At 41.9% G+C, this 17,631-nt stretch carries 13 protein-coding genes, 1 pseudogene and 1 riboswitch; of the genes and pseudogenes, 4 read left to right on the top strand and 10 right to left on the bottom strand.

The window, feature by feature from the left end:
• Positions 1–38 precede the first annotated feature (38 nt).
• The 5 genes and pseudogenes from BMY50_RS22805 to BMY50_RS22825 form a co-directional block, all read right to left on the bottom strand.
• On the bottom strand, positions 39–1,121 hold the full coding sequence (locus tag BMY50_RS22805; RefSeq protein WP_093329560.1) for an alkene reductase: 1,083 nt from the start codon (positions 1,119–1,121) through the stop codon (positions 39–41).
• 10 nt (positions 1,122–1,131) lie between these two features.
• Positions 1,132–2,136, bottom strand: a complete 1,005-nt coding sequence (locus tag BMY50_RS22810; protein WP_093329562.1) for a bile acid:sodium symporter family protein — start codon at positions 2,134–2,136, stop codon at positions 1,132–1,134.
• A 102-nt stretch (positions 2,137–2,238) separates the two neighbouring features.
• The gene (locus BMY50_RS22815) at positions 2,239–3,267 is read right to left on the bottom strand and encodes a methionine synthase (RefSeq protein WP_093329565.1); all 1,029 of its coding nucleotides are present in this window, start codon (positions 3,265–3,267) and stop codon (positions 2,239–2,241) included.
• A gap of 28 nt (positions 3,268–3,295) precedes the next feature.
• Positions 3,296–4,294, bottom strand: coding sequence for a DUF1852 domain-containing protein (locus tag BMY50_RS22820; protein ID WP_202907923.1), 999 nt, complete (start codon positions 4,292–4,294; stop codon positions 3,296–3,298).
• 79 nt (positions 4,295–4,373) lie between these two features.
• Positions 4,374–4,493 (bottom strand): annotated as a pseudogene (locus BMY50_RS22825) (hypothetical protein); the annotation flags it as partial.
• A 179-nt stretch (positions 4,494–4,672) separates the two neighbouring features.
• Positions 4,673–4,853: riboswitch (cobalamin riboswitch) on the bottom strand.
• A 163-nt stretch (positions 4,854–5,016) separates the two neighbouring features.
• Between BMY50_RS22825 and BMY50_RS22830 the strand changes: the two are divergent.
• Positions 5,017–5,478, top strand: a complete 462-nt coding sequence (locus BMY50_RS22830) for an Lrp/AsnC family transcriptional regulator (RefSeq protein ID WP_093329570.1) — start codon at positions 5,017–5,019, stop codon at positions 5,476–5,478.
• 644 nt (positions 5,479–6,122) lie between these two features.
• Here the strand turns inward: BMY50_RS22830 and BMY50_RS22840 are convergent.
• Positions 6,123–6,473: a hypothetical protein gene (locus BMY50_RS22840; protein ID WP_093329574.1), complete on the bottom strand. Its 351-nt coding sequence runs from the start codon at positions 6,471–6,473 to the stop codon at positions 6,123–6,125.
• Between the two features lie 305 nt (positions 6,474–6,778).
• On the opposite strand from BMY50_RS22840, the gene BMY50_RS22845 reads away from it, so the two are divergent.
• The 3 genes from BMY50_RS22845 to arr all read left to right on the top strand — a co-directional run bounded on the left by BMY50_RS22845 (position 6,779) and on the right by arr (position 9,328).
• On the top strand, positions 6,779–7,861 hold the full coding sequence (locus BMY50_RS22845) for a sensor histidine kinase (RefSeq protein ID WP_093329576.1): 1,083 nt from the start codon (positions 6,779–6,781) through the stop codon (positions 7,859–7,861).
• Positions 7,839–8,570, top strand: a complete 732-nt coding sequence (locus BMY50_RS22850) for a LytR/AlgR family response regulator transcription factor (RefSeq protein ID WP_162276658.1) — start codon at positions 7,839–7,841, stop codon at positions 8,568–8,570. The genes BMY50_RS22845 and BMY50_RS22850 overlap by 23 nt, the downstream gene beginning before the upstream one ends.
• 344 nt (positions 8,571–8,914) lie before the next feature.
• Positions 8,915–9,328 carry an NAD(+)--rifampin ADP-ribosyltransferase gene (gene arr, locus BMY50_RS28775; RefSeq protein ID WP_377533823.1) on the top strand — a complete coding sequence of 138 codons (414 nt, stop codon included), beginning with the start codon at positions 8,915–8,917 and terminating at the stop codon, positions 9,326–9,328.
• A 55-nt stretch (positions 9,329–9,383) separates the two neighbouring features.
• Here the strand turns inward: arr and BMY50_RS22860 are convergent, their stop codons facing one another.
• The 4 genes from BMY50_RS22860 to BMY50_RS22875 all read right to left on the bottom strand — a co-directional run bounded on the left by BMY50_RS22860 (position 9,384) and on the right by BMY50_RS22875 (position 17,630).
• A complete protein-coding gene (locus BMY50_RS22860) occupies positions 9,384–11,030 on the bottom strand; it encodes a glycoside hydrolase family 32 protein (protein ID WP_093329583.1) in 1,647 nt (548 codons plus the stop codon).
• 87 nt (positions 11,031–11,117) lie between these two features.
• Positions 11,118–12,686: a glycoside hydrolase family 172 protein gene (locus BMY50_RS22865; RefSeq protein ID WP_093329585.1), complete on the bottom strand. Its 1,569-nt coding sequence runs from the start codon at positions 12,684–12,686 to the stop codon at positions 11,118–11,120.
• A gap of 61 nt (positions 12,687–12,747) precedes the next feature.
• Positions 12,748–14,469: a RagB/SusD family nutrient uptake outer membrane protein gene (locus tag BMY50_RS22870; protein WP_093329588.1), complete on the bottom strand. Its 1,722-nt coding sequence runs from the start codon at positions 14,467–14,469 to the stop codon at positions 12,748–12,750.
• A gap of 38 nt (positions 14,470–14,507) precedes the next feature.
• Positions 14,508–17,630 (bottom strand): SusC/RagA family TonB-linked outer membrane protein, encoded by a 3,123-nt coding sequence (locus BMY50_RS22875; RefSeq protein ID WP_202907924.1) that lies wholly within the window; start codon positions 17,628–17,630, stop codon positions 14,508–14,510.
• Position 17,631: the final 1 nt, after the last annotated feature.

A 17,631-nucleotide genomic window follows, 5' to 3' on the forward strand; every position in this document is an offset into this window, starting at 1 on the left:
TTTTTTTGATGTGATCAATCCTTTTTTTGTGTAGAATTTTATTCGTTCCAAAGCGGATAATCAATGTAACCATGTTTTCCGCCCCCATACATTGTTGCTCTATCCAGCTCACTAAGCGTGGCATTTTTCTCAAACCGTTCATGCAGGTCGGGGTTTGCGATGTATAGCTTGCCAAAAGAAATAAGCTTTGCAATGCCTTTTTCAAGTTCTGCTTCGGCAGAAGCCTTGTCATACCCTGCATTAGCAATAACTGTCTGGCGGATCTTCCTGCCAAACAATTCAATCTCGTCGTGAGCGGCACCATGTTCAGGCGAAGTGAAATTGGGGCTGCGCCTCATGATTTCCACATAGGCAAAGGCCATTTCATTCAATTTTTCGATCAGGTGGGTATAGGTAGCGATAGGGTCGTCCAGTACCATATCACCATAGAAATGGAAAGGAGATATTTTAATACCCACCTTTTCACTACCCACCACACGGATCAATTCCTGCATCACCTCCACTACAAAGCGGACCTTGTTAGGAATGCTGCCGCCATAATCATCCGTCCTTTGGTTGGCACTTTCAGCTAAGAACTGGTTGGGCAGATATCCATTGGCAGCGTGAAGGGCAACCCCGTCAAACCCTGCCGCTATGGCATTTTTTGCGGCCTGGCCATAGTCCTTTATAGTCTGCTTGATTTCGGGAATCGTCATTTCCTGAGGTATCTCGTAATCCTTCCTGCCCTGAGAGGTAAAATGCTGCATCCCGCGGATAGGCAAGGGTGATGGCCCAAAAGGGAGCTTGCCGCTCCTGTCTACAGAATGCCCCATGCGGCCGGTATGCCAAAGCTGGGCTATAATAATACCGCCTTTATTGTGTACCGCCGTTGTAACCTTCTTCCATGCTTCTATTTGTTGACCCGTGAAAATACCCGGAGTGAGCGGACTGCCGGTAGCCTCTTCACTGATCCTGATGGCTTCGCTAAAAAGCAAACCTGCGCCAGCCCTTTGGGAATAATACGCTATTGTCATATCACCCACTAAGCCATTTACGTCTGTACGACCTCTGGTCATCGCTGCCATGGCCATGCTGTTTTTTAGGCTGACACCGCCTAATTGTGTTTTTTCTAAAAGTTTCATCCGTAAATAATTATTCGTTAATGTTTTTCTCTTGTCGTCTAGCCATACCCTGGGCGATGATGCTGGCGGCGATCAATTGCAAGGCATGGTAAAGCATGAGTGGCAACAATACGATGCCCGTAATGGTACTGTGCTGAAAAAGCACTTTTGACATGACCGTGCCGTGTACCAATGACTTCTTAGATCCACAAAATAAGACCGTAATACGATCTTCGTCTGAAAAGCCAAACAAGCGGCTGAGTAGTCCAACGCAAAAGAATACAACAAAAAACAAGGCCATCATCCCTGCGGCGAGTACGGCAAGTTCAAGGGTGGTGAATCCTTCAAAAAGATGTTCGGAGAATGACTTACAAAACGACGTGTAAATGATGGTGAGGATAACTGCCTGATCGAAATGTTTGAGTTGTTTTTTATACTTTTCGGCAATGGCGCCAAAACGGGAGTGGAGGCTGATGCCGATAATGACAGGTAGCAAGACTTGAAGAATCAACTTGATGACGATATGCGTGATATCAAAATCGCCTGTTGCAGAAGCGATGAACAGCCCAACCCAGAGCGGCGTAACCACTACGCCGATCAAACTGGAAATGCTGGCATTGAAAATGGCTGCAGGAATGTTGCCCTTGGCGATGGAAACCATGACCACGGAAGAGGAAACGGTGGACGGTAAAGCTGACAGAAAAAACACACCCAACCAAAGCAACTCAAAGTCAGTGCCAGTGAACAAAGGGCGAGATGCCAAAACGATGAGCGGAAAAAACAAAAAGGTTGTCAACTGCACAACTAGGTGCATTTTCCAGTTGGCAAGCCCTGCTTTTAGTTTCTCAACACTCAGTCGCATTCCATAAAACAGGAAAATCAACGACACACCTGCATTAGCAATCTCTTCTAGCGAAACAGGTTCTTTGACCATGCCTGGCTGCGGCAAAAAATAGGCTAGCAGAATCATGGTGCCTATCAGTAACAGGAAACTATCGAAACCTGCTTTACTTAATACTTCTAATAACTTCTTCAATATGATCTTACAATATGCCAATTTATAATTTTGGAAGCCAATTGCCTGATTAGGGAGTTTTTCTTGAAACTACAATCCAGAGAGGCGTCCTATATATGGGGACTAGATCGCAAATTCTTTCCGTATGATCTCTGCTCCAGCGCTTAAAGCACTTAACTTACCTCTCGCTACGTTTCGGGATAAAGGAGCCATACCGCAATTCGTACTAGGGTAAAGATCTTTGATATCAACAAATTCAAGCGTTTTACGCAGGGTATCAGCTACCTCTTCGGGTGTTTCTATCGTGTTAGATGCCACATCAATTGCACCAACCATTACTTTCTTCCCACGAACCAGTTCAATTAAATTTAAAGGCACATTTGAGTTGTGGCATTCTAACGACACGATATCAATAGTAGAAGTTTGAATTTTAGGAAAAATTTCTTCGTATTGACGCCAGGCTGATCCCAATGTCTTTTTCCAATCATTATTAGCTTTTATTCCATAACCGTAGCAAACATGTACTGCAGTTTCGCAGTGTAACCCTTCAATGGCTCTTTCTAATGCTGCCATTCCCCAATCGTTTACTTCATCAAAAAAAACATTAAATGCAGGTTCATCAAATTGGATAATATCAACCCCTGCATCTTGCAATTCTCTTGCTTCCTCATTGAGTACTTTCGCAAATTCCCACGCCAGTTTTTCTCTGCTTTTGTAATGGGCATCGTACAAGGTATCAACCATCGTCATCGGACCTGGCAATGCCCATTTTATAGGTTTATCTGTCTGTTCACGTAAAAATTTAGCGTCTTCAACGAAAACTGCTTTTTGACGTGTAACCTCACCTACAACGATAGGAACACTCGCATCGTAACGGTCACGGATCTTTACGATCTTACGATTTTCAAAATCTACACCACTTAAATGCTCAATAAAAGTGGTTACGAAATGTTGGCGGGTTTGCTCACCATCACTAATGATATCCACCCCTGCCAATTGCTGTTCTTGCAAAGAAATACGCAAAGCATCTTGTTTCCCTTCCAATAACTGATCGCCGTCTAACTTCCAGGGTGACCATAATTTTTCAGGTGGTGCAAGCCAGGCAGGTTTGGGCAAACTTCCCACAATTGAGGTGGGCAATAATTTTTTCATAATAAAATAAATTTAAGGTGTTGTGTAATTAAAGAGAGAAGTTGACAGACCACTGTTCTAAAACACTTTTGTAAGGCTTAATGAAATGCTCGTCTGCAAATTTGCCTTGCTCGATCGCTAACTGGCTGCGCTCTTCCCGGTTGTATACAATTTTTGTTAAAGAATGGTCCTGATTTTTCAAACTAGGCTTATAGCATACTCCTGCAACAGAATTGGCGTTATAAATTTCAGGTCTATAGATCTTTTGGAACGTTTCCATTGTACTAATGGTACTGATCAATTCCAGGTTTGTATAATCAGCCAGTAAGTCGCCAAAGAAATAAAAGGCCAAAGGCGCAACGCTATTAGGTGGCATAAAATAGCGAACCTGCAAGCCCATTTTTTTGAAGTATTGTTCTGTTAAAGAAGATTCGCTGGGTTGGTATTCAAAACCTACTATCGGGTGATGGTTTCCTGTACGATGATATGTTTTATTCTCTGCTACACTCAAACAAATAACAGGTGGTTTAATAAAGCGTTTTTTGTAAGTTTCTGAATTTACAAAATGCTTAAATATATTGCCGTGTAACTCACCAAAGTTATCAGGAATGCTAAATTTATCTTTACCCTTGTTATGCTCTAAAAGCAAGACGCTAAAATCATAATCACGTACGTAAGAAGAAAAGTTATTTCCAACAATACCTTCCAGGCGTTCGCCAGTTTTATGATCAATAATATGCGTTTTTAAGATCTCAATCGAGGGGAATGTTGTACCACTACCATCGATATCTATATCAACAGAAACAATCTCTAATTCAACCGAATAGCGATCGTTCGTTGGATTATCCCAGTTTGCCAGGGTGTTAAAACGATTGTTGATCATATTAATGGTGTTGCGCAAGTTTTCCTGACGACTTGTTCCTCTTGCCAAGTTAGCAAAGTTAGTAGTGGTGCGCGTACTATTGGACGGTATATAGTTCTCATTGAAATAAATACTCTTTAGTGTGAACACAAAATCATTCTTGATGGCATGCTGGATATTTTCCATGTATTTCTTTTTGTTTGTTATCGGATCTTCTGTTATGATCGCTTTTATTAATTGTTGCAATTATTTCCTCGGTACTTGCTTAGCTGATCTTCTCCCGTGCTTCTTTAGCAGCAGCCACCATGTTGATCAAAGCGGCTTTAGCTTCCGGCCAGTTACGGGTTTTTAGACCGCAATCCGGGTTTACCCAAAGATTTTGCGTGAGCATGTTTTTAACTTTTAAATATTAATGATCATTATAAAAAGTTCTTGGTTATTCCTGACACGACAGGCGAAGAAGGGTTATAGAGGCGTTTTTATATACGAACAGGCGCAACCAAGCCATGAGGGCCGGCACCTTTAAACTGTACAATCTGACCAATGACCTCTTTACGCGGAAGCATCGTCAATTCAGTAAAGGCAGGTATCCTGACTTGTAACGGCTTTTACCAGCCTTCCCGCTTGCGCAGTGACCATGATTGGTAAAGCCTTTGTGTTACTTACAGTTGCGCGACAGCTCGTGATTTGCACACGATTCCCTATTAATTCACCGTTAAGTAAAACCTTTTCTGATTGCTGAAACAAACAAAGAACCAATAGTTTTAAACTCTGGTCAAAGTTACAAAAACAGCAATTAAAGCTAAACTAAGGATGTAATTTTAGCTAAAATTACTTTTAATTGATTTTTTATTGAATTTTTATGCTGTTTACTTATATTTTTGTATGCTACAACAGTGATTTATGCTATGGAACAATTGGATGAGATCGATCTGAAACTATTAAAAATATTAGGCAATGATTCAAGTCATACCATCAAGGAACTCGCAGCGAAAGTAAATTTGACGCCTTCGCCGGTGGTGCAACGCGTGAAACGCCTAGAAACAAGTGGGTATATTAAAAAGTATATTGCATTATTAGACCCGCAAAAGTTCAACCAAGGTTTTATCGTTTTTTGCAATATCAAGCTGAAACAGCATGACCGAAATATCGGACGTAGTTTCGTACAGGATATCCTAAAGATCGACGAGGTAGTGGAATGTTATAATATCTCCGGTGATTACGATTTCTTTCTGAAAGTGTTTGCCCGGGACATGAAGCACTACCAGGATTTTGTGTTCAATAAATTAGGTTCGGTAGAAAGCATTGGCAGCGCGCACAGTACCTTCGTGATGGACGAGATCAAAAACACGCACAATATCAGTTTTTAGTACTAATCTTTTAATTAAATCGTAAATCGCATGAATTACGGGTAATACCGTCATCGCTCTGATAAATGATGATATCTCTTATAGCTACGGAATAGATCAAACCACCCTATTTTTATAATGAAAAAGTTGTTTTCAATAGATCTGTTTATATTCAATATTAACTTGTATGGCAATGAGGGCAGCAGTATGCACAGCCATTGATTCTAGCTCCGGGGTATTGTCTTTTAGCTTCTAAAACTGCCGGTTCACAAGTATAGTATCCACCTAACTTTTTAAGATTTGTTGAATTTTTGATCCAGTAGCAATCTCCATGATGAACCTCATAGTTGCCATTTGTCTGTTGATTTCCATTTAAGTAATAGGTACGATACATACTACAGTCTCAATTTAAATAGTTTTATAAAAGGTAACGCTTACCTAACTCACGCAATGAATGCGCAATCTTTTAGCAAGCGTTACCTAGCACGGTGCCACGAAAAACAACCTTTTCTTCACAGAAATTTAAAAATAGGTTTAGGTTGTAATCATCCCATGTGTTAATATTTGAAGTAATTTCGGCACAAAAAAAAATATCCCAAAATTTATTACATGAATAGGCTTATTAGATAGATGAATAGAAAGATGGGATACACCAATTGCTTTTTTTATTCTATCTTACGGATAAGCGATTTACCTTCCTTGATCTTGATAGCAATGACCTCCTCCTGCAAAGCTTTCTCAGGAAAATCAATAGTAGCAGCAATATCGTGACCTGCTTGATTGAGCAGCTTGAAACCAATGGGTTTGGTATACACCCAACCAAGTGCTTTATAAAGGTCTTCGTGCATTTTTACAGAGGTAAGAAAACTTCTATATGCTTCTAAATAAGCAGCTACTTCTCTTCGTGCCTTAATGGTTCTGACATGTTTTTCAACGATCGCAAAACGTCCGTACAGCCGGCTTTCTTCTGCTATTTCGATATACGTATATCGTTTTCTCCATTTAAAGAGGGGCATATGTGGGTTGATTAATGCGATGGCATCGCAATAAAGAAATAGTATTTAACTTATTGGGCCTAAAGATTTAGACCCAATAGCTGTGTGTCTTACCTTGTTTTTAGCAGACCGGTCATTGTAACTGTTTGAGAAGTATCTGCCTCGGATACTGTTTTTAGTGTGCTTGCTTTTCTGAACTTTAATAAGTTCTTTGAAGAAACTGTAATGTTGAATACCTGACGTTTCATATTTTTTTTTGGTTAATTTGCTACGCCAGTTATTTTTTTGGAAATTTAGTACATCAACACAAATATTAGATAGACGAGATGGCCCTTACGATAGATTTACAAAATAAGAAAATGCTACCCTGGCATCTTTTGGGTTGGTTTGTTCTAATTGCTTATGAAATTACTTTTTTGATGGCTTTAGAGGCTCCGAGAACACCTCTTGGTCTGTTTCTTTCTTACAGCCTCTGCATCATGCTGTTTTACATCCACGCTTATGTGATAATGCCGATTAAAAACCGCTATTGGCTTATTCTGCTCATACCTTTGGAGATTTTTGTTTTCTATCTAATTGAAATGAGCTTTGAACACATCAAGCTCTTTGTGGCAGATACGTATAAACTAACTCCTGTTAAAACGCTTCTTATACAATACACGTATAGAGGTATTTACTTTGTTAGTTTCGCTACGGTATATTGGCTTTTTATGAATGCGCTACAAAGCCGCGACCGCCTCTTGAAATTAGAAAAACAACGTATTGTTGATGAACGTTTACAAACGGATCTAGAAATGAAACTGGTGAGATCACAAAATGCAAAACTTCGTTCACAAATTGAGCCGCATTTTATATTTAATACCATGAACTTCATCTACGACTCGGTAGAGAGTGTTTCTGAAAAGGCTGGCGAAACAATCTTACTGCTTTCGGAAATGATGCATTATGCGTTGCAAAAAACGGATGATGATTATGAAGTGCCTTTACAAGTGGAATTAGAAAATATACGGAACCTAATCAGGATTAATAACATAAGAACCAATAATAGGCTGCATGTTAAACTGGAAACAGACCTTGATAGCGAAGACGAAGACCTATTAAAAACGCTCCCGCTTTTATTTATTACCTTTGCGGAGAACATGTATAAGCACGGCGATTTAACGAACGAACAAACACCGGGAATTATCTATGTTTCTGCTAAGAAGGGTGAACTACTCTTTACCACTTGGAACAAGAAACGCCCACATAAAGCAATTGATGGCAACTCAATGGGAATTGCCAATGCCAAGGAAAGGCTACAGAATTTTTATAATAAGAAACAGTTTAGCTTATCTATTAATGACAATGCCGAGGGGTATTCGGTTGAACTGAAGATTGAATATGCGTATGACAAGTTGTTATATAATTGATGATGAAGAGGCTTCGATTAGTCTGTTAAGCAAATTCATCACCAAAACTCCAGATTTGAACCTTGTGGGCAGTTCTTTAAACCCCTTGGAGGCACTGCAGAAATTTCAAAATAGCAGTATACAGGTAGATATCACGTTTCTGGACATCAATATGCCTGAAATATCGGGTTTAGAACTCGCCAACTTAATTGGTAAATCCACCCATATTATCTTTACCACTGCACATACACAGTATGGTTTAGAGGCTTTTGACAGAGATGCTATTGATTACATTGCAAAGCCCTTTAGCTATGAACGCTTCTTAAAAGCAGTTAGCCGTTACCATAAACACTGGCATAATGCGCAACAACAGTCGCCAAAAAAGGAACATTTCTTTTTTATAAAAAATGACACCAAAGGAAAGCTTACGCGGATTGTAATAGATGAAATTATTCGCATCGAATCTATGGCGAACTACATCATGATCCACACTACTTCGGGGAAACATATTACTTATCTCACGTTGACCGAAGCCGAAGACTACTTGGCCCCGTATGGATTTGTCAGAATACACAAATCATCCGTTGTTAACCCTAAACATATTAAAGGGGTAGATGGTAATCAAGTTAAGCTAATTGACGGCTCAACGATTATTGCTGGGGTGAGTTACAGGAAATTGCTAACGGAAGAAATTGCCAAGAATTTACTGGTTTCTAAAAGACGAAATTGATAATAAACCGCAATATGGAATTTTCACCATTCAACAATGTTGTTAAATACTGCCTTCAAGGTATGGATATGGAAGAAAAAGGCGAATCTGAAGAAGCAGGTAAACTCTTTCTGCAAGGTTGGGACGAGGCGACAAGTGCCTTTGAGAAATTTCTTGCCGCGCATTATGTAGCCCGGCATCAGAAAACAGTATCAGACCAATTAAAATGGCTCGAAACAGCTTTGGAGTATGCTTTAAAAATAAATGATGATTCTGTTAAGAGTGCTTTCCCTGCTCTTTATTTAAACATTGCCAAATGCTACGAAACGTTAGGCGACATAGAAAAGTCAAGGAAGCATGCTAACTTGGCTACCTTATTTAAGGACAACCCGTCTGACAAAGGTCCTTTTTATCATGGCACGAAAGCGGATTTGCAGGTTGGCGATTTATTGACAGCAGGCGGCAATTCAAACTACCAATCAGACCTCAAAATGAATCATATTTATTTTACCGCGATGGTGAATGGAGCAGGGCTTGCTGCTGCATTAGCGAAGGGTGATGAACGTGAACGTGTATATATCGTTGAACCAACTGGAAATTTTGAAAATGACCCAAATGTTACGGACAAAAAATTCCCAGGCAATCCTACCCGTTCATATCGTAGCCAAGAACCATTAAAAATAGTTGGCGAAGTAACAGAATGGATTGGACCAACGCCTGAGAACCTTCAGAAATTCCGTGAAAAACTAGCGAACAATAAAGGAGAAATAATAAATTAAGTAATGTATTTCAGAAAAATCCGCTCGCCTTGTGCTAGGCGAGCGGAGATTATATTCACTTATTCCAGATAGACTGAACGCTTAAGATCTCCAAATCTGCCACTTCAATATTATTTCCCCAAAAATGGAAACCTTCTTTATTACCGTCTTCCACTTTTCTTGGCAGGTAATACGAATAAGCTCCCCCATCAATGAATACTTCCATACTCGTTTTATCGATGTAAATATCTGCCGAGATTTCCATACTGGTTGGATCGTTTGGCGAATAAAACATCCCATTAAGCTTATTATAATTCAGATCATAATCCACAATGCGTTGCCCAAAAAGGTTAAGCCCGGCAGTAGTAGCATGGGATAACTTAATGGTGGCCTTTAGCCTCAAACCATCCGCCTCCGAATACTTTGCAAGCAATTGATTAGCACGTTCGGCTGTTAAGTTGGTTTCCTTTTGCACCGATGTAAAAAGTTGTTCCGTTTCTTTTACTGGCCGACTGAAAAGGCGAGGCCCTTCTTTCGTACTGCGCAGCGTCAGTTCTGTAGGTAACTGCATCATCCCTTTAAAAGGCATATTAGGATGCGTTATTTGCCCCCAACCAATTTGTACCCTTCTTCCGTCAGGCATATCCGTAATGGTTTGTGCCGCATAGATAGGGCCTGTTGTATAAACATATTTGCCCGCTTCCGGCTTAAACACCTTCCCATCAAAAGAACCCAACATATACGTGCCAGAGGCTCCATACATCACCCATTTTGTGTTTTTAGCATTGCCATCTATCGGCAGTTCAAAAAGTTCAGGGCACTCCCAAAAGCCTGTAACATGGCTCTCATATTTCCAATCTTTCAGATCGTTGGACGTATAGATGGAATGGCCATCCCGCTCGTTCAGCACCATCACCCAGTGTTTTCCCGGCTTGTACCAAAATACCTTCGGATCGCGCGTATCCGGGCTGTTCCACTTCTCTTTAGAATCAATGATAGGATTAGCTTCGTATTTTGTAAACGTACGCCCTTTATCGAGGCTATAGGCTATACATTGCACCTGCCTATCCGGTCCGGCTGCCGTATAAGCAGCTACCATAGCCGGTGTTTTACCTTGATTATAGCCTGCTGTATTGTTATAATCTATTACCGCCGATCCGGAGAACATCGTTCCCAGCTTATCCGGATAAAGTGCATCCGGTAGCTCCGTCCAGTGTACCAGGTCTTTGCTCACTGCATGCCCCCAGTGCATATTCTCCCATTCACTTTCATAAGGATTGTGCTGGTAGAATAAATGATACTCGCCCGCATAAAAAAGCAATCCATTCGGATCATTGATCCACCCCCTGCGGGTTGTAAAATGAAACTGCGGTCGGTTTTTTTCTTTATAAAGACTATCCTGCCCGGCCAGTTCATCATCCTGATAAATTTTTGCCAACCCTCCTTCATCACCCTCATAGCTTATCTTCAATGTTTTTCCTACCAAATCCGAAACGTCTTTAAAAACCCAATAATCTGGCGATGACTTCGCCAGCCGTATCACCACCGAAAGATCAGGTTTGCCATCCACGCTGAACGTCATCTTCTGGCGCTCTTCTTTATGTGATACCGGAAAGTTAAGGTATCTTTTGTTGATTTTAATTTCAATTTCACCTGCACTTAATGAAATATAGTTTACCAATAGCAGGGCAACTGTTAAAAATTTGTTCGCAAAGGTTTTCATCTGTTTGTTTTTTGTATTATTTACTAAGTCGGGCCAATAGCCTAATCGACTCCTTATTTATTGAATTTCCTTATCATCTTGTTTACATCAGGGTTTGGCATACCAATAGGTTGTTGCCGCAATATCCACATAACCACTATCCCAGCTTAGCATTTCCATATCATATGAAAATTGCTTCCTAAAAGGTATGGCATCCAGTATGCGTGTCCGCGTAAAGGTATTATGCCCCGTGGACGACGTATGATCTACCCGCGTTGCATTAGCAAAAGGCGTTTGGTAAATAACCACAGGTGCCCATGAGGTATTGTAATAATCTTCTAATCCGGTACCAAATTCAGATGGAAAATCTTCGCCATCCACATACGCTTTGGCGTCTCCTTCCCCATACCATGAATGCATATGATTCAGGGTGGCTAAGGTGTTACCAAGATACACACCTTTACCCTTCACATCAATAAAATTCCAGTCAATCGGTGCGCGGTTATCTCCCTTCGGGTTCTTCTCTGGATCATAATCCCATTTGGCATCCCATACCTGTTCTTCCATTTTCGTGTAGGCATGAAAATACATCGCTCGCTCATCCCATTCAAAATCATCGGTTGCAACAGAAAGCTTTAATTCAACAGGGAAATCATTATTATTGATGATGCGTATCGCTGCCGATTTTCGGAAAGGCATTAGCCATCGTGAAATCAGCGTTTTCTTATCTGCTAGTGTTCTATACCAGCTTGCTATATCATTCCCGCCATAGCCGCTACCTATAAAATCACCTAAAGGGCACAACACTGTTTCCTTACCATCAAAGGATATTTTCAGCATCACCTTTCTCCAAAGCGCTTCCTGATCGCGGTTTAAATCACCTAATTGGATTTTCAGTAGACGAATAGCCTTATTAACGTCTCTTACATCCAGCTCACATTCCTCCGAAGGATTCAATCTTTTTGAAATAGAATCTGTTACGCTAAAATTTACCGATGGATGCCAAAGGGTACTTTCCGTATTATCAATTTCCTTTTTTAATTGTTGTAGCTGCTCAAAAGAAAACGTTTCGGCTTTCACTTTTTTTGGATAGGTTCGGTAGTTGATCTGATAATAATGTGGTTTCTCTTTACTTGCGCTATCGGCAAACTCCCAGGTTACTTTACAATGCTTCGCATAAACCAAAGGCAAATATAGTGTATTACCGCCCTTTCCCTGCGGGTCATAATTGGTGTGGGGGTTCAACAAGGCAGGACCCAAATCCAGTCCTGCTTTCAACAAATCAAATCCGGGAACGGTAATGGTAGGTTCCTTTTTATGATCGAAATAGAAACGCATCGTCCCGGGTTTTTCCAAACAGGTCAACCAAAAACGGACAATGGCGCCCGGACCGTCCGCGTCCATCATGACATGCTCTACCCTTCCTTCCTGTTCCTCCTGACGGATAAACTGATTAAAGTCGCCATTTGCAAACCAACCTGCCCCATTGCGCACGGTAGATCGTCTATCATAGCTACTTACTTGTTTCAATGTATACGCAGGTTCAGGATAACGCGCAACCTTTTCAATCGCACGCATCTCTTTTAATAGCCGCGCCATATTGACCACCTCCTGGCAATGGCCGTAATGGACAAGACCAATCGTAGCGCAGATTAATAAAAATATTTTAGTCATCATTTGATTTATTTATTGGTTCCCCTTTTGCAAAATAGATAAATTCGTTTTATACGCAGTATAACTACCAACCAAAGTTTTGCCTATATAATCCTTGGCTAAAATTAATTTGATTTTGTGGGATTGGTAAATATTCATCTCTGTTTTTCTTGAAGGCGGCGCCCGCCAAATGAGGTGTTCTTCCTTGCTCTACCGAAAAATAATCGTTGATAAACTCGGCCGCAATCCCCCACCTAACGAGATCAAAAAAACGATAGCCCTCCATGGCAAATTCCAATCTACGCTCAAAACGTAGGGCTTTACGCGCAAAATCATTGCTCCAAACGCAATTCACTCCCGGTTGATAGGTATTTATAAAATAACTTGAAGTGGCTGTACCATCTGCCTGCGTCAATCGGGCCGCACTTTTCTGGGCACGCTGCCTAATCGCGTTAATCAAAGGCAGTGCCTCTTGCTCGCGGCCCAGTTCAATTAAAGCTTCCGCTTTTATGAGTAGCACATCCGCATACCGAATCACCGGCCAGTCTTTGGCGCTCGACATAAAGGGTGGGTATTTCATAAATGTTGGATCGGTATAGGCTACCGTTTCCTTCATACTCATAAAATTGCCATAGGTGGCATTGTCGCGATTCCATGAGGCCTGAAACACCAGGTTTTTTTGGTATTTGTAGGGATGTCCCGGAATGGCAATGGTATGATCCAGACGTGTATCAAAACTTTGTGTTTTAAAATCTCCAGACGGGACAATATCGTTGGTATTATAATTATCCAGCAGCGGCAATCCATTGGCATTCGTTTTAAATGCATTCACCAGATTGGAACTGGGTTGATGAAAACCGCAGCAACCATATTCCTGGTTCATGGGATAATTGGTTCCTACACCGGCGTTAATTCTTCCCTGTGGCGTGCCATCGCTTTTTGAGAAGACAATGGCAAAGACAGACTCAGGGCCTTTTTCATATTCGGAAAGAAAATTTTCTGCAAAATCATCGGATAAGCGATACCTTCCCGAATTAATTACACTATCGCAGTAGGCCACTACCTCATTTAGTTTCGCTTGATCTTTTGAGGTCACATTATGCTGCTCATCCTGCACATAACTTTGATAAAGCAATGTTTTTGCCAGGTAAGATTGGGCAGCCCCCTTCGTAATACGGGAAGACTCCTCCTGCGTTACCGGTAAGTACTGCATAGCAAAGCGAAAATCGTCTGCTATTTTTGTCCAAAGCTCCTCGTTACTGTACAGATCATTCCCAATGGTTTGATAGGCCGACTTTTCGACACTTTCGTCTATATAGGGTATACGTTTGAAAAGAACCTTCAATAGAAAATAAAAATGCGCGCGAAGGAAACGTACCTCCGCAGTACGCATCAGCTTCTGCGGAAAAACGTCATCACCCATTTCATTCAGCAACGCCAATGCTGCATTACACCGCGCTACGCCCACATACAAACGGAACCAAGTACCGTCACTTTCTCCCAAGTCTACCCGGTTGATGGAAAACAGTTCGTAAGCATGCACATCATTCTGATCACCCGTTCCGCCCCCACCCTTGTAGGCATCTCCGCCGCGTACACTGCCATAAGCCCACATGGTGGTATAAGGTACGCTCCAATGATCATTGCCCAAAGCCGAGTAGGCACTGATCACCATAGCCTCCACATTTTCGGGTGTTTTCAGATTTTCGTTAAACACAACGCCTTGCGGCAGTTTCTCCAAACTTTTCGAGCAGCCAGAAAATAGGATGGCCGTCAAAACCAATAATATGATAGGTGAATTTTTCATTTGCTAGTATTTTAATACAATTATGATAGAACAATATGTTAGAAGGAAAGGTTAAACCCTAACGTAGCAATTACCGGTACTGGATAGCCATTTCCCGGATTTTCCGGATCCGGTGCCGTATACGCCCGGTCTTTCCAGCGTAATAGGTTGGATGCCTGCATATATACACGTGCACGGCTCACGTTAAACCTTTCAAACGCATCCTTCAGGTCGTATCCGATTTCAATATTTCGCAATTTGAAATAACTTCTTGGCTCCAAAAAGTAGGTTGAAAATCTATTCTCATTATTCGTATTCACCAAGGTTAAGGCAGGAACGCTTGCTCCCGGGTTTTCAGGAGTCCAGGCATCCAATACACGACTACCCCAGTTTGATCCCGGTGCCAGCGAAGTAAAATCAGTCAGATTTTTATAACTATTATTTACCACCCCTCCCTGTATGCCTTGGAAGAAAACAGCAATATTGAATCGTTTATAGCTTAAGGTTAAATTCAAGCCATAAGTAAAATCAGGATCTGAAGTGCCTAAGTACTGCTGGTCGTTATTATCAATCCGTCCATTCTGATCCAGATCGAGGTAACGTATGCGGCCCAACGCTTTACCTGGTTGTTCCGGACTACTGTCTACTTCTTCCTGTGTAGTGAACAAACCATCAGCCACCCATCCGAAATGTGTATTTGGCGAATGCCCAATGATGGTATACGTTGTACCATTGCCCGGATAACCTATAATCGCATTGTTGGGAAGCTTCGTTATCTTTAAGCGATTTCTGGTAATATTAGCCGCCACATCCAAACGCATATCATCGCTTAAACGCTGGGTATAATTTATAGCCGCTTCCAAGCCCTTGTTCTGTAGCGAAGCACCGTTAATCCATGTGCTTCCCCCTTCTCCCACTACACCCAAATAAGGAGGGCTAATCAGCACATCGTCCGTATTCTTTATATAATATTCTACCGAACCGGTAAGTTGATTAGAGAACATGCCAAAATCTACTCCAAAGTTAGATTGCGTAGTGGTTTCCCATTTAAGATCTGGATTACCGGTTTGAATGGCCGTATACCCGGCAGGCAATGTACCCGTACCCTGCCCGCCTATATCATAGGCACTGCCTTCGCTTGGATCCCAGGTTAGGTCTGTGCCGTAAATGGCGCGGTACAAGGAATAGGTAGCATAGGCCGGAATGCTTTGATTACCGGTTTGCCCCCAGCTATAACGTAGTTTAAAATCAGAAATAAAATTTATATTATCTTTAAAAAAGGTCTCTTCACTGATGCGCCATCCCAAAGATGCTGCCGGAAAATTTGCATAGCGGTTGTTGGAACCAAACTTACTCGAACCATCTCTCCGGATCGTGACAGAAGCCAGGTAGCGATCATGATAGTTATAATTTGCTTTAAAGAAGAATGATTGCAAGGCGTCTGAATTTCCATCACCACGCGCAAGAATATTTCGGGTACCTTGCGTGAGGTAAGCATAGTTTAGGTCTGCAATGGCCAATCCCTGTGCACTGGCATTAAACCCTTGATTCCTATTATTAACCGTTTCGGAACCTAAAAGCAAATTAACACGGTGCTCATTCGAATTCAGGTCGTATGTCAGGATATTTTGCCAGGTTAATGACCCACTGTAGTCAAAGTTGGTATTCACCTGGGTCACATCACTATTTAAAAAACCAGATTGGTAGGGCACCTGTAAATGGCGATAAAAAGTGCCTGCATAATCCACATTAAAAGCCGTTCTGAAATTCAAGCCCGGTAAAATAGAAAGATCAGCAAACGTACTGCTTAAAATGCGGGCAAAGTGATTATTATTCTGCCTATTATCTTCAATCAGTCTAAGCGGATTTTGCCGATCGTCCATCCCAGCAACCGGGCCGCCCCAACCACCATCCACCGTACGAACCGGTAAAATCGGGTTCAATATCAGCGCCAGCGAGGTAACGTCTCCCGTTGGTATTTGCGCGTCTTTGAAATAAGAAAGATTTAGGTTCTCCCCTATCTTCAGCTTGCCATTAAACAAGGAATGATCTACATTCATCCGTAAGGTCAACCGCTGGCTTCGCGTACGCTTAATGATGCCTTCATTATCATAGTAACCCAAAGAAAAAAAAGATGTTCCATGCTGCCCTCCATTTGAGAGCGCAATGTTATATTGTTTAATCTGTGAAACCCGCGAAACTTCATCAAACCATCGGGTATCCGACGTGCGCATTGACTGTTCGGGATCTACGTATTGCCCCAAAATCACTGCATTCAATTGCGGGTTCGAAAAATCTTTATTCCAATCAAAATCATAAATCAAACTTAAAGCAGAAGGGTCCTGCGGATTATTACGGGACGGGCCGAAGCGTCCGTCATTCACGGCAGCCTGCCAATAAGCCCGTGCACGCTCATCAGTGTTCAGGGTATTGATTTTACTATTATAGAACTGCAGGGAATGTGAAGCATCTACATCAATCCGCCTAACACCTGATTTACCTCTCTTGGTGGTCACAATAATCACCCCCGCTGCCGCCCTAGAGCCATAAATCGAAGCGGCCGACGCATCACGCAGTACCTGCATCGACTCGATGTCACTCTGATTGATCTCCTGCAATCCTCTTTGCGTCGGCACCCCATCAATGATATAAAGGGGGTCATTGCTAATATTAAGCGTAGTTTGGCCACGCATGCGCACCGTTACACCCCCATTTGGAGCACCGCTAGCACCAACTTCTACCCCCGGAACCCGCCCCTGCATGGATTTTACAGGGTTGCCCAGCGGCACATTCTCAATATCGGCCATCTTCACCACAGAGACGGCCCCCGTTAGGTCTTTTTTGCGCTCCGATGTATAGCCTGTTACAATCACGTCTTCCAGCGCATTTAGGCTGATTTTCATGACTACATTGATCGGATCATCGTTTCTGATCACCATCCGTACCGGCTCGCTTCCCAACATACTAAAAGAGATGCTTTGTCCAACAGCAGATGCAATGCTGTACACCCCCTTACTGTCTGTTATAACAGAACCCGTTTTTCCTACAATGGATACCGTAACCCCTTCCAGTGGAGCCGAGCTCGTATCTCGTACTACACCTGAGATTACAACTTCCTGCGCCGCCACGCGGAGGAAAAAGAACATACTTATACAGCATGCCAACAATACTTCTTTTCTCATA

It is taken from the genome of Olivibacter domesticus (assembly GCF_900109575.1).
GTDB lineage: Bacteria > Bacteroidota > Bacteroidia > Sphingobacteriales > Sphingobacteriaceae > Olivibacter > Olivibacter domesticus.